The 13,679-nt window shown below is 42.0% G+C and carries 12 protein-coding genes and 1 pseudogene; 10 read left to right on the forward strand and 3 right to left on the reverse strand.

Annotated features, from left to right (window positions below):
• Positions 1-141: 141 nt before the first annotated feature.
• Positions 142-309 (forward strand): annotated as a pseudogene (locus AAEY98_RS11610) (IS110 family transposase); the annotation flags it as partial.
• Between the two features lie 33 nt (positions 310-342).
• On the opposite strand, the gene AAEY98_RS11615 reads toward AAEY98_RS11610, so the two are convergent.
• A complete protein-coding gene (locus AAEY98_RS11615; protein ID WP_351017040.1) occupies positions 343-639 on the reverse strand; it encodes a hypothetical protein in 297 nt (98 codons plus the stop codon).
• A gap of 239 nt (positions 640-878) precedes the next feature.
• Between AAEY98_RS11615 and AAEY98_RS11620 the strand changes: the two genes are divergently transcribed.
• The 4 genes from AAEY98_RS11620 to AAEY98_RS11635 all read left to right on the forward strand — a co-directional run bounded on the left by AAEY98_RS11620 (position 879) and on the right by AAEY98_RS11635 (position 3,587).
• Positions 879-2,012, forward strand: a complete 1,134-nt coding sequence (locus AAEY98_RS11620) for a cation diffusion facilitator family transporter (protein WP_351017043.1) — start codon at positions 879-881, stop codon at positions 2,010-2,012.
• Positions 2,013-2,020: 8 nt separating this feature from the next.
• Entirely contained in the window at positions 2,021-2,428 is a 408-nt protein-coding gene (locus tag AAEY98_RS11625) for a MarR family winged helix-turn-helix transcriptional regulator (RefSeq protein ID WP_351017046.1), read from the forward strand.
• A gap of 414 nt (positions 2,429-2,842) precedes the next feature.
• A complete protein-coding gene (locus AAEY98_RS11630; protein WP_157822828.1) occupies positions 2,843-3,016 on the forward strand; it encodes a DUF6435 family protein in 174 nt (57 codons plus the stop codon).
• A 241-nt stretch (positions 3,017-3,257) separates the two neighbouring features.
• Entirely contained in the window at positions 3,258-3,587 is a 330-nt protein-coding gene (locus tag AAEY98_RS11635; protein ID WP_351017049.1) for a hypothetical protein, read from the forward strand.
• Positions 3,588-3,599: 12 nt separating this feature from the next.
• Here the strand turns inward: AAEY98_RS11635 and msrQ are convergent, their stop codons facing one another.
• Both msrQ and msrP read right to left on the reverse strand, forming a co-directional pair.
• Positions 3,600-4,205: a protein-methionine-sulfoxide reductase heme-binding subunit MsrQ gene (msrQ, locus tag AAEY98_RS11640; RefSeq protein WP_101087974.1), complete on the reverse strand. Its 606-nt coding sequence runs from the start codon at positions 4,203-4,205 to the stop codon at positions 3,600-3,602.
• Positions 4,205-5,242 carry a protein-methionine-sulfoxide reductase catalytic subunit MsrP gene (msrP, locus tag AAEY98_RS11645; protein ID WP_101087972.1) on the reverse strand — a complete coding sequence of 346 codons (1,038 nt, stop codon included), beginning with the start codon at positions 5,240-5,242 and terminating at the stop codon, positions 4,205-4,207. The genes msrQ and msrP overlap by 1 nt, the downstream gene beginning before the upstream one ends.
• A 309-nt stretch (positions 5,243-5,551) precedes the next feature.
• On the opposite strand from msrP, the gene rmuC reads away from it, so the two are divergent.
• The 5 genes from rmuC to AAEY98_RS11670 all read left to right on the forward strand — a co-directional run bounded on the left by rmuC (position 5,552) and on the right by AAEY98_RS11670 (position 13,602).
• On the forward strand, positions 5,552-7,048 hold the full coding sequence (gene rmuC, locus AAEY98_RS11650; protein WP_101087970.1) for a DNA recombination protein RmuC: 1,497 nt from the start codon (positions 5,552-5,554) through the stop codon (positions 7,046-7,048).
• Between the two features lie 155 nt (positions 7,049-7,203).
• Positions 7,204-9,132: a transglycosylase SLT domain-containing protein gene (locus AAEY98_RS11655; RefSeq protein WP_101087968.1), complete on the forward strand. Its 1,929-nt coding sequence runs from the start codon at positions 7,204-7,206 to the stop codon at positions 9,130-9,132.
• Between the two features lie 361 nt (positions 9,133-9,493).
• On the forward strand, positions 9,494-10,405 hold the full coding sequence (locus tag AAEY98_RS11660) for an AAA family ATPase (protein ID WP_101087966.1): 912 nt from the start codon (positions 9,494-9,496) through the stop codon (positions 10,403-10,405).
• Between the two features lie 12 nt (positions 10,406-10,417).
• Positions 10,418-11,536, forward strand: a complete 1,119-nt coding sequence (locus AAEY98_RS11665; protein WP_351017052.1) for a DUF58 domain-containing protein — start codon at positions 10,418-10,420, stop codon at positions 11,534-11,536.
• Entirely contained in the window at positions 11,533-13,602 is a 2,070-nt protein-coding gene (locus AAEY98_RS11670; RefSeq protein WP_351017055.1) for a transglutaminase TgpA family protein, read from the forward strand. Before AAEY98_RS11665 ends, AAEY98_RS11670 begins: the two co-directional genes overlap by 4 nt.
• The last annotated feature ends 77 nt before the right edge of the window (positions 13,603-13,679 follow it).

Genomic DNA, 13,679 nt, shown 5'->3' on the forward strand with positions numbered 1-13,679 from the left:
GATTTATAGCTTAAAATAAGCAAAATCTTAAAGGTATTTATCATGATTAGAAAAATGAAAGTCACTGTCAGCCCTCTGCAAAAATTAGAATATGCCAAGCTGATGGTCGAACAGGGTTACACAAATAAACAAATCGATGACATGATGTCAGCGATACAATCTAACCTCGTTTCCAAAGGGACTTATCAACGATTAGTTGTTGCAGAAAAACCAAACAAAGTGGCTATTGTTGCCTACATCAGAAAGATGGTTATTAGCTTAAATTCGATGCTAAGAGATGGTGTTTTATGGGAAGCGCCAAAATCTTAAATTAACTATTGACGCCATAGTATCGTATTAATATTACTCTTTAATACGCCAACCTTTTGATTTTATACATGAAGCGTTTGCGCTAAAAAAAGATAAAAGTTGAATACTAGCAAAAGCGACTTCAAGCTCTTCTGAGTTTTCATTTAATGTTGCACTACTAACACCTTGCCTAGCTTCTAACACACAATCACTCGCTTCTTTTCGAAACAGTTCGTTGTCAGCTGACATCTCACCGTATTCGTTATGAACAACAATTGGTGGAGTCGTAGAGCATGAGCAAATCATAGACAATGTAAATGCCAAAGAAAGTATTCTTGTGTTTATAACCATAACTTTTCAACAAATCCTCGTAATGCTAACGTTTCACAGTAAAACACTTCTAGCTTTATCTCTTGCAATCTTACTCCCTCCCCTGAAAAAACTGCAATCCTATTATTAATCAAAAAGATAATCCGAAACAAGACTCTCAAATCAGCTTTTTGAATGCTTAAAATTGATAACTAACTTATTTACTTTGATTATCAAACAATATAACATCGAGAATTACTTGACGATCAAACTATTTTCTTATGAATAAAATTGCCGAAAAATATATCCACCAACACAATTTCACCTCCGTTAACGAGCAAAATGTCAAACGTACTTGGTATGTGCTTATTATCACAGTCATCACCATGGCAATCGAAGTGATAGCGGGTACGATATATGGCTCTATGGCCTTGCTCGCTGATGGCTGGCATATGGGGACTCACGCCGCCGCTTTTTGTATTACGCTATTCACCTATAGCTATGCAAAAAAGCATGCTAATAGTGACCGATTCTCTTTTGGCGTAGGCAAAGTCGGCGTTCTCGGTGGATATACAAGTGCAATCGCATTAGCCATTGTCGCTATTATTATGCTGGTTGAATCTCTACACCGTTTATGGTCACCTATTGAGATCCAATTTAACCAATCAATTCTTGTGGCTATCGTAGGCCTAGTCGTCAACATCGCCAGTATGTTTATATTGGGTCATGAACATCACGGCCATGACCACGGTGACCATAAACATCATAGTCATAAGCATGATGACCACAAACATCATAGCCATGAACATGATGACCACGAGCGTCATAGCCACGAGCATGATGACCACAAACTTCATAGCCACGAGCGTCATAGCCATGAACATGATGACCACGAGCGTCATAGTATCGAACATCATAGTCACGAGCATGATGACCACAAACATCATAGCCACGAGCATGATGACCACGAGCATCATAGCCACGAGCACCATAATGGTAACGACCACAATCTGAAGGCAGCTTACTTCCACGTACTCGCTGACGCATTAACATCGGTGTTAGCAATTTGTGCACTTTTGGTAGGAAAATTCCTTGGATGGTATTGGTTAGATCCCATCATGGGAGTCGTTGGTGCGGTGGTGATTACTAAATGGGCTCTAGGGTTAATGAAGCAAACGAGTCCTATTCTATTAGATGAAAATATCGACGAAGATTACCAATTAGACATTGTTAACACCATTAATGATGAACAAACCAAGGTCACCGATATTCATATTTGGAGAATTAGTGCCGACCACTATTCTGCCTCTATCGCAATCTGCACATCCACAGATACCAACGTTGAATCATTTAAACACTTATTGAATAAGTTTGATAAGCTAAGCCACTTAACTATCGAAGTGAATTACTGCTGAGGCCCTTTATGCATTCTTTGAATAATTTAATCATAGAGTTTTACGACAAACTGTCTTCTTGGGAGCAGTCTGTCGTTAAAGATACCGGTTATTCACTGGCACAAGTGCACACCATTGAGGTGTTAGGCTCTCACGGTTCCATGAGAATGAAAGAGCTAGCAGATAGGCTTGCAATTACCACTGGCACCTTAACGGTTCAGGTAGAGAAACTGGTAAATTTTGGACTCATTACTCGCTCTCCACATGAAGGCGATAGACGTTCAATATTAGTTGGATTAACAAGCGAAGGCATTGCGCTCCATAAGCACCACAATCGCATGCATATACAACTGACAGAAGATATTACTCGTCATTTAGATCAAAATTCGATAGATGTTCTGACCAAGAGTTTTGAAAAAATGAACCGAGAATTCTAATCTTCAAATTATAGAATATGAAGTTACAACGTCAAATGAAGTGCTAATAAGATAACGAATATATCTGTTATACATCAGCACATTGGGTGTAAAAACCAATTTAGCGAGTGCTTGTTTTTGAATCGATGTTAGTGTTAGATACACAAAGTTTGTGTCCAACACTATTTATTGAGTATTAAAATGCATTACTTTCAAGTTGTTGTGGCCAGTGCACCTATTACCCACTACCAACATCCGTTTGAAATATAACCTATTCCAACTTCCACATTAGTGGCTCTCGCAATATAAACGACTGTTGTACGGCTAAAGACAATGACTATGACTATGGTAACTAGCAAAAACCGTTAGTTTTATTGGGCTGAAATCCCACAGCACTCGTACCATATGCAAATAATCATCACTAAGGGTTACACAATGTTTTCATTTTTAAAGCCAGACCCAGTCAAAAAATTACGTAAAAGCTATGATTTAATACTCGAACAAGCCATGCAAGCCCAGCGTAAAGGCGATATTAAAACCTATTCATTACTCACGGCTGAATCAGAACAGGTTTGGGCTAAAATTGCCGCTTTAGAAGCTGCAAAATAAAGGTCATTTGTTTTGCTAACAAGGCGCAACGCCGTTAGCGGAACAAAGATCGGTTTGATAGTCGTTAATATTCTAAGCAGATGTAATTAAGTAATATGTGAACCACACTCAAGATTCGGCCCCCATTTAACGTTATGCTGCGTCAGTCAAGGTCAATTAATACGCTAGTAATACTGGCAATGATGTTATTGACTACGTTACTGATGACATTTGTTATCGCACGTTATTGAGGAGAATGGGTATGTGGTGGCGAGTAACCATTATTAGCTTGGCTTACCTATTATTGGGCGCACATTTCTTACGATTCGATCAGCATATAATGGCTATTATCGCCATTTGTTTGCCATTGCTGATGTTCATTAGACATTCATTTGTGCGTACATTACTCAAACTGGGGTTACTGATCAGCGTGATATTTGTGTGGGCGGTAACAACGTTCAATTTCATCGATATGCGCATTGCACTCGAACAGCCTTGGTTAAGATTGGCCATTATCATGATATCAGTGATGATATTTACCGTGTTTGCGGCATTTTCAACCAACGGCCTCGATCAAAGATTGAGGCGTTAGCCATAGCTTGGGTTATTTTTTCGGCTTCAACCATTTATAAATACTGTCTTTGCGGTAAAACAATAGCACCGCAAATAGCGCAATATAAATGCTAGGTTCAATAATTTCAGACTTTACCGACCAATAAAAGTGGATAGGTGCCAATATTGCAGCCAGATAAATCCAATTGTGCAATGATTGCCAGCGCTTACCCATACTGCGTTTAATCCGGTTCGGAGAAGTTATCGCCAGTAATAAAATGATAATCAAGGTCGCCGCGCCAACTAAAATATAAGGCCGCTTTATGACCTCTTCAAACAATAATCCCCACGCAAACAACAAATCTAAGCTAATAAATGCACTGATGTGCAGCAGCGCATAGGCGCACACATACAAGCCCACCAAACGACGAGTTTGTATCAGCGCTGCTATTTTAAAACGCTTGGCGATGGGCGAAATAAGCAACGTCACTAACAGGCTATTGATCGCGCCCATGCCTGTATAGTGAATAATATACTGCACCGGATCGCCGCCCGCATTGTCTGTTAACACTAGCGCCACGAGATAAAAGGCTGGCAATAAAAAGCTAATATGCAACAACACCTTTAACCAAAACAGACCTCGAGGGCTTATCCGCATTAGTAAAACTTCCTCAAATCGATATTTTTGTATAAATCGGCCACTGAATCGCCATAACCATTGAACATTTGCGTAGGAATACGTTTAGCAGAAAATAAGCCGCCTTCACCAATACTGCGCTCAGATGCTTGCGACCAGCGAGGATGGTCAACTTCTGGGTTTACATTGGCGTAAAAACCATACTCACTCGAGGCCAATTGGTTCCAGCTTGTCGGAGGCTGTTTATCCATCACCCGAATACGCACAATAGACTTAATACTTTTAAAGCCATATTTCCAAGGCACGACTAAGCGGATTGGGGCACCATTTTGTGGCGGCAAGGTTTTACCATATAAGCCTACGGCTAAAAACGATAAATCATTCATTGCCTCGGCAACCGTTAAACCCTCAACATACGGGTAATGGATCCCACCACCCATTAAGCGACTCTTTTGTCCAGGCATTTGGTCCGGGTCAAACAGGGTTTCAAAAGCAATGTGAGTCGCATTACTTTGCACGCCGGCTTGTTTAAGTAAGCTAGCTAACGAAAAACCGACCCATGGAACCACCATCGACCAAGCTTCAACACAGCGTAAGCGATAAGTGCGTTCTTCTAGGGCAAAACGGGTTGTCAGCTCATGTAAATCTAGGGTAATCGGTTTATCGACTAAACCATCGATGGTTAGCGTCCATGGATCAACCTTAAACCCCTGGGCATTATCAACTGGGTCCGATTTGTTGGTACCAAACTCATAGAAATTATTGTGACGAGTCACCTTGTCTTCAGGGGTTTTAGGATTAGGTAACACAAATTTGGCAGGTGTGGCGTATTGCAATCCTTGAGTGACAAAAGGATTTTGTGCTTTTTGCTCGCCAAACAAATCAAAAATACCGGCTTGAACCTGACCAGGTAAACTCGCTCCTAATGCACCTAACCCTAAGGCTTTAATAATGTTACGACGATCATTAAATACCGACTCAGGCGTAACTTGGTTATCAGGAATATGCCAAGAAGCACGTTTTTGTATGCCTTGAGTAAAACGTTTTTTACCGGTCATAAATCACCTCGTTAAAATATTTGTCGACAGCCAAGTGTCACTATAATCTGCCTTACGTCTCTCAATAGACAGGTAAAAAGCTATTTTTATTTCAGCTGATGGTTAAAAACAACTAAAAAACCGCTAACCTTTATCTATTCGCAAAATAGCACACTGAGCATGTCATCATAGTTGTCTGTACGCACCAATATTGCGAGTAGATTTAAATTTAATCATTAACAACAATATTTCATTAAATCCTTAGTTTACCCCTTGCAGCTGCTTATTAGCCGTGCGACCCTTAACCATTATTTTCTATCGGTTTTTGTTATGCCTTTTGCAGTGTCGTTAACTCCTCCTCAAATTGCAGCTGTGATTGCTGTCGCGTTTGTTGCCTTTTTAATTGGCGCCCTAATCAATCAACGATTAACTCGTAAACGATGGGAGCAGCTTAAACTTCAACATGAACAACAAACACTTCAACAGCTCAACGAAGTTCAAATAGAAATGTCGAGATTACAAGATAATCTCGATGATAAAATCGATCACAGCAATCATCTGCAAAGCAAGATAGAAGATTTGATTGGCCAACTTTCCAGCGCAGAAACCAAAGCAGACAGGGTTAACCTCGTCGAGCAACAAATGGTCGACACCCAACATCGTTTAATGGAATCGCAGCTCAACTTAGCCAAGTCAAACGCGGTGCAACAAACGATTTTGGTCAAAGCAGAAACTGAGCAAAAGTCATTACAAGATAAAATCGTGCTACTCGAGTCTGCTGAAGAACGCCTTAAACTACAATTTGAAAACCTGGCTAATCGAATTTTTGAAGAACGCAGTGAAAGCTTTAAACAACAAAATGTCTCGCAAATTGACGGTGTTCTCGGGCCACTGAAACAACAATTAGAAGGTTTCAGACGTCAAATTCAAGAGTCGTATACTCATGAGCAATCTGAACGTAGCGCATTGAAACATCAATTAGATAATTTGCGCGATCTCAACTTAAAAATGAGCCAAGACGCCATTAACCTCACCAAAGCACTTAAAGGTGACAACAAGCAGCAAGGTAATTGGGGCGAAGTTATTTTAGAGCGCGTACTACAAGAAAGTGGTTTACGCGAAGGTCATGAGTACCAAACCCAACAAGATTTAAAAGACGATAACGGCAAGCGTTTTAAGCCCGATGTGATTGTGCATTTACCCGAGCAAAAAGACGTAGTAATCGATGCCAAAATGTCGTTAGTTAGCTATGAACGTTACTTTAATAGCGAAGACAAAGTTATTCGCGACCAAGCCATAAAAGAACATGCATTATCAATTAGGCAGCATATTAAAGGCCTTAGTCAAAAAGATTATCATAAGTTGCATGGCCTTAAAAGCTTGGACTATGTGCTAATGTTCATTCCCATTGAGCCGGCATTTTTACTGGCCATTGAATACGACCCAAGCTTAGTCAATTTCGCTTTAGAGCAAAATATTATGCTGGTGAGTCCGACTAACTTATTAGTGGCTTTGCGTACTATCAATAATATATGGCGTTATGAGTACCAAAATCAAAATGCCCAAAATATCGCCAAACAAGCAAGTCGTATTTACGACAAATTATGCGGCTATTTGGAAGATATGGAAAAACTCGGGCGCGCCCTAGATACGGCAGATAAAAGCTATCAAAGTGCCATGGCAAAATTGTCTTCGGGCAAAGGTAACGTCATTAGACAAGCGCATTACATGCAGCAATTAGGCGTAGACACCAGTAAGCAGTTAGATAAACAATTGCTCAACCGTGCACTTGATGAGTCAGTCGAAAAGCACGCCAGTAATAGTTAATCGATAAAATGAGTGATGATTAATCTTTATTTAAGCAACAAGGTTAATAGTCACTCAAGCCGTAATATATTTATTTACAGCAACACTTATTAGCAATCATTTATCAAACACATACTGATAGCAAACGAAATACAGAGGCGGAGATTGTCATTTAAATGCGTAAAACTTGGGCGAACACTTTAATTACAGGCGCATTATTACTTAGTACATCATTGGCCTTTATTAGCCAAGCTAATGCGCTGACTTCACAACAGCAACGCTATCTTGATGCTCGCCAAGCTCTGGATAAAAAACAGCTCGACAAGTATCAAGCCCTTCGCAACCAACTCGGCGACTATCCATTAACGGTTTACCTTGATTACCACGCAAAAATCGACAGCATAGTGCAATCTCCTGGCGACAAAGCGCTCAATGCCATCAACCAATTTGATACCACGCCACTTTATAACAATGCGCGTTATCGCTACCTGCTCAATGCCGGTAAAAAACAGCGTTGGCAAGACTTTCTTGTGATAGCGCCAGACACTCCTAACGATGTGCGCTTACAGTGTTATTACTACCAGGCTCAACTTGATGCTGGTAACGAAACCATGGCTTACAAAGGCATAGAACGTTTATGGGTTCATGGCTATTCACGTCCCAATGAATGCGATGCGGTGATAAACCAATGGACTAAAGCGGGCTATCGCACCCAGGAGCTCATTTGGGCGCGGATGTTGCTCAGCTTTAATGCTAGTCAATCCAGTTTGCTGAGTTATTTATCGCAAAAAGTCACCCAACACGATAATGAAGCCAAACTACTATTGTCGGTTTATCGCGACCCTAATATTTTACGTCACATGAACAAGTTTTCCAGCTCTAAACCCATAGTGGGCGATATTGTTGATGCCGGCTTACGTAAGCTAGCGCAAAAGGATTTACATCAAGCGATTAAATTGTACGTTAAATATCAAAAAGCCAACCGCTTCAGCGACCTTGAAGCGCGCCAGCTCAATCGCTATTTAGTCCGCCGAGCGCTGATTAAGCAAGACGCCAAACTGGTGGCGCATATTGATACCATGCTGCCATTACTGAAATCGGACGATTTATACGAAATGCGCCTACGTTGGGCTATTCGTGAGCAAGACTTCAGCACAGTAGAAAAGTATTTAGCGTTATTGAGCGATCAAGGTAAGGTCGATTCTCGCTGGCAATATTGGCAAGCTAAAATGACCTCGCGCCATGACAAAAACCGCGCAACCCAATTACAGTCAACCTTAAGTGGTGAGCGTAATTTTTACGGTTTTAATGCGGCTGAAGCGTTAGGCAAACCTCTGGCGATGAACGACGACAATTTAGCCCCTAATCCAGCGTTGCAAGCAACATTAAACCAAGACCCTGGTTTGGCGCGCGTAGTCGAATTAATGGCTTTAGATAAGCAAATCGATGCTCGCAACGAATGGCTGTATTTAATGCGCCGCCACAACAGTGAAATGACCGCCCAATATGGTCTATTTGCCTTAAGCAATGGCTGGCATGCGTTTAGTGTTGAATCCAGTATTCAGGGCAAATTATGGAATTCACTTGTACTGCGTTTTCCTGAGGCGGCTAACGATGAGTTCCTCAAAGCCAGTAAAAAGTTCTCGGTAGACATTGACGAAATCCGCGCTATTTCTCGTCGAGAAAGTGCGTTTTATCTGTATGCCACCTCTGGTGTGGGGGCTAGAGGTTTAATGCAATTAATGCCTGCTACCGCCAAACAAACTGCCAAAAAGAACAAAATACCTTTTAATAACGTAAAAGACCTGTACGACCCTAAAGTGAACATTATGTTAGGCAGCGCCTATTACAGTGAGTTACTTAAACAGTTTGACCAAAACCGCGTGTTGGCAACAGCAGCGTATAATGCTGGTCCTGGCAGCGTGAGACGTTGGTTAAGACAGTCTAATGGCAGCTTAGATGTGATGAGTTTTATTGAAACGATTCCTTACACTGAAACTCGCGAATATGTTCAAGCGGTGTTGAGTTATCGAATGATATTCCAACAGCAAAAATCGTTAAGTGAAGGAATGTTTAGTTCAAAAGAGCTCAGCTACCTTTATTAAGCACGATTAATTGTTAGTTACCTTTTTAGTTGCTAGCAGTTAGTTTTTGTTAGCTGTTGTTATTCGTTTTTATTCGCAATAGCCGCCACGCTGTGGCGGTGTATTTTGTTTCACACCCGTCAGCAAGATAACGTATGCTTTAAATATGGTACAGACTGGCTGATTATTGAAGTCCACTTGTGGGTAAATGCAATAGGCCATATGGATCAGGCAATGCGCAATCGTGGCAATATATCAAAGTTAGAAACCGAAGCGCTAAAACATAACTAGAAATCATAGCGAGAAATGGCTTTAGAATAAAACGACAAACCGTCATTTACAATAAACCCACAACGGTTTATTACTAACAGTTGGAGTTTTCGTGTCGCAATCAACTATTCAAACATTACTTAACCAACTAAGCCAAGTATTGCTCGGTAAACCTGAGCAGATAAAACTTGCCGTCGCTTGTATCCTCGCCAAAGGTCATTTACTGATTGAAGATCTACCCGGCATGGGCAAAACCAGTTTGTCTCAAGGTATTGCCAGCAGTTTAGGCATGAGTTACCAGCGGATCCAATTTACCAGCGACATGCTACCAGCGGACATTCTTGGGGTGTCCATTTACAGCAAAGAACAACAACAATTTATCTTTCATAAAGGCCCAATATTTAATCAAATGTTGTTGGCCGATGAAATTAACCGCGCCAGCCCCAAGACCCAAAGTGCTTTGCTTGAAGCTATGGCTGAACAACAAATAACCATTGATGGCATCACCCATCCGCTGAGTTCACCGTTTTTTGTTATTGCCACCCAAAACCCCGTTGATCAAGCCGGCACCTTCCCGTTACCAGAATCACAACTCGATCGATTTATGATGCGTATTTCTATCGGTTATCCCAGCGCAGAAGCCGAGTTAGCCATGTTAAAATCGCGCACTCAAGCCAATAAACCAGCATCATTATCACAATGCTTAACGCCGCAAGAGCTAATGCTACTGCAACAACAAGTGGCGCAAGTGTCGGCATCGGATGCGGTACTGAATTATTTAATTGCCTTGGTCGATTTTTCTCGGCAACACAATGTCGCTAACGGGTTATCGCCACGAGCCAGTATTGCTTTGCTACAAGCAGCTAAAGCATGGGCTTTTATCAATCAACGCCAGTACGTGGTACCCGAAGATATTCAAGCGGTATTTGCCTCGGTTGCCGAACACCGCATTCGCAGCAGTAGTCAATTTCAAGGCCAAGCGTTGTCTGACACTATTCTCGCCAGCGTCAACCCAATACGTTAACGGCGCAGGCACATGGCTAAATCGACGACAGCAAACAAGCACTCTTCAGCAATCTATGCCAATGGCGCTATTAAGCCGTCTCGGTTACGTCGGTTAATTCCAGCATCGTTAACCCAACGCTGGTCAAGGTGGATAAGTAAGCGCCTGCCACCACAAAAGCAGATTACCCTCAGCCACAAAGGTATTTTTATTCTCCCCAGTGGTTTTGGATTAGTGTGGATTGGGTTGATCGTTTTACTGTATTTGTTTGGCACCAATTATCAAAATAACTTGGTGATTGGCTTAAGCTTATTGCTCGCCAGTGTGTTCCATACTTGCATAATTTACAGCTATAAAAACCTTGCAGGGTTAACATTTAATGCCGTCGCGCCACCGCAAGGTTATGCCCAAGACAGCATGCCATTTCCTATCATGTTAACTGGCCATACACGCCAAAATAATCCCGACACCACCCACCAACAAATTTGTTTGCAATTTAGTTACCAGCGCCATGTTCGGGTTAAACAAATGCACGAGCAAACTATTGCAATTGTGCCGTTTGAACAGCCTAAACGTGGCAAATTAAACCCTGGGCGAATCAAAGTTTCATCCTACTTTCCGTTAGGATTATGCCGCGCATGGTCCTATGTCGACTTAGATATTCATCATGTTATTTTCGCTAAACCAGAAATGTGTGATATCGAATTGGCAAGCCATATTAGCGATAATGATAACCACAATGAACATGGAAAATTGCGCCCAGGTGTTGACGACTACAAAGGCTTACGCAGCTATATTCCCGGTGAATCACTTAAACAAGTGGCGTGGAAAAAATGGGCTCAGGGCAAAGGCATGTTATCCAAAGAATTTGCTGAGCCAGAAGGATTACCCGTTTGGTTAACCTTGGCCAATACATCGGGCAATGACATTGAACACAGGCTCAGTAAACTCGCATGGCAAGTCGATAAGTTAAGCCAAACTCAGCAAATATTTGGCTTAATTCTGGACGACCATATTATTAACCAACAAACAGGCGAAGCCCATCGCGTGGCTTGTCATACCGCTATTGCAACTTATCATGCTCCCACAAATATGAATCCAGATTTTAATCCCAGTAATGTGGCAACATCATCCGTGGGTGAGCCATCATGACCGATAACTTTGATGCCATCATTAGCCGTAATACCTTGTTTTGGTTGTTAATCACCAATGTCGCCATTCTGAGCCCTTTGCATCAACAAGCCACTTTATGGAGCATTGGCATTTGTGCGATTTGCTTTGTTTGGCGAGTGGGAATTTTTCTCGGCAAAGTAGCCGCTCCGCCTAAACTATTGGTAACCACTTTGGCCATTGGCGCCGCAACCACCCTCGCCTTAGTGTCGAGTGAAATCGGTTTGCTCAATGCGTTGGTGAATTTATTAATTTTAGGTTACGCATTAAAATATATTGAAATGCGCGAACTGAGAGATGTTAAAGCCATTGTGTTAGTCGGCTATTTCCTTATCGGCCTGACCTTGCTTGATCAACAAAGCATGCTTAATACCCTGCACTTATTGGCGGTAGCGGTGCTCAATACCGGCGTATTAATCAGTGTTTACCAAGACAAATCGAACAAAGTCGCTAACCTCAGTTTTAGCCTTAAAATAATATTACAAAGTCTTCCGTTAGCCATATTACTGTTTGTGGTGTTTCCCAGATTAGGCCCGCTATGGTTAGTACCTAATATGAAAACGGCCAAGACAGGTTTATCTGATGAAGTGTCATTTGGTGACATTAGTAAGCTCACTCGCTCAGCAGAATTAGCCTTTAGAGTGGGTTTTGATAATCCAGATGGCAGCACCCTAGGACCTGCCAATCAGGATTTGTATTGGCGTACTCTGGTGATGGAAAATTATGACGGCAAAACCTGGCGTCAAGACCCCAGTATTCAACAAATTCAGCGACAAGCATACTTTAACAAGCCCATGCGCCAAACCCCTAATAACGTTGCTAATGCTAATCCTAATCCTAGCAGTAAAAAAATCGACTATGTGGTCATTAGCGAACCCAGTCATCAAAAATGGCTATATGGCTTAGATGAAGCGTTTAGCAGCAATGATCAAGTGGTTGAATTAGCAGATTATCGTTTGTATTCGTTAAGGCCTGTCGATCAGCGAATGAGCTATAGAGTGACCTCATATCCTGAGACGATCATGGGTCTCAAACTCGACTCAAATACCCAACAGCTAAACCTTGCGTTGCCAGCCAATAGCAATCCAAAAACCCGAAAACTCGGTTTGCAGTTCGCCAAAGATTATCCAGATCCACAAGCGCGTATTAATGCGATGATGAATTACTTTGCTGAACAAGCCTATTACTACACCTTGAGCCCGCCTAGTGTTGGCGAGCAACAAATTGATGATTTCCTGTTTGAAAACCGTGCAGGATTTTGTGCTCATTACGCCTCTGCGCTAGTGTTTATGGCACGCGCTAGCGGCATTCCGACTCGTATGGTGACCGGTTATCAGGGCGGCGATTATAATGCCAAAGCGGGTTATTACAGTGTTTATCAATACATGGCCCATGCATGGACCGAAGTGTGGTTTGAAGGCCAAGGTTGGCAGCGTTTTGACCCTACCGCAATGATTGCACCGCAGCGGGTATTAGATGGATTTGACGCCACCTTTGACAGCCAAAGCAGCTACTTACAAGACAGCCCTTTTAGCACGCTGCACATGAAACAATACCCATGGTTAAATGAATTGCGCCAACAATTTGCCAGTATCGATTACTACTGGAGTGTGTGGGTATTAGGTTTTGACGAGCAACGTAAACAGCAAGTGTTAGCAAAATTATTGGGTGATGTTAGCAGCACCAAAATCGCCTTACTAATGATTTTTAGCTTTATCATTATCGCACTGGTTATTGCCTATTACGCCGGTTTGTTCAATGTTGATCGCCACCAAGATCCGCTTAATAAACGCTATCAACTCATTTGCCAACGCTTAGCTAAAAAAGGCATCGCCCGTCAACAAGGTCAAGCAGCGTCTGATTACGCCGCAGCGGTTAACGCACATTTAAGCGCCCTTACCCCTCAAGTGGCAGCGGACTTTACTGCCCTAAGCAGTGCCTATGTAGCACTTAAATATCAACCACTGTCGGAATTACAAATCCAGCAACAGCAGCAACGCTTTAGGCAGTTATATCGCCGATTACGCTTACGGCTGTTACGCAATTGATCTTGCGCACAACATCAGCAATCATCCTGATTATTAACGGTTTTGATTGATGATTTAAGGCAGAGTCCATAGAATGA

Source organism: Shewanella sp. AC91-MNA-CIBAN-0169, from assembly GCF_040310165.1.
Lineage (GTDB): Bacteria > Pseudomonadota > Gammaproteobacteria > Enterobacterales > Shewanellaceae > Shewanella.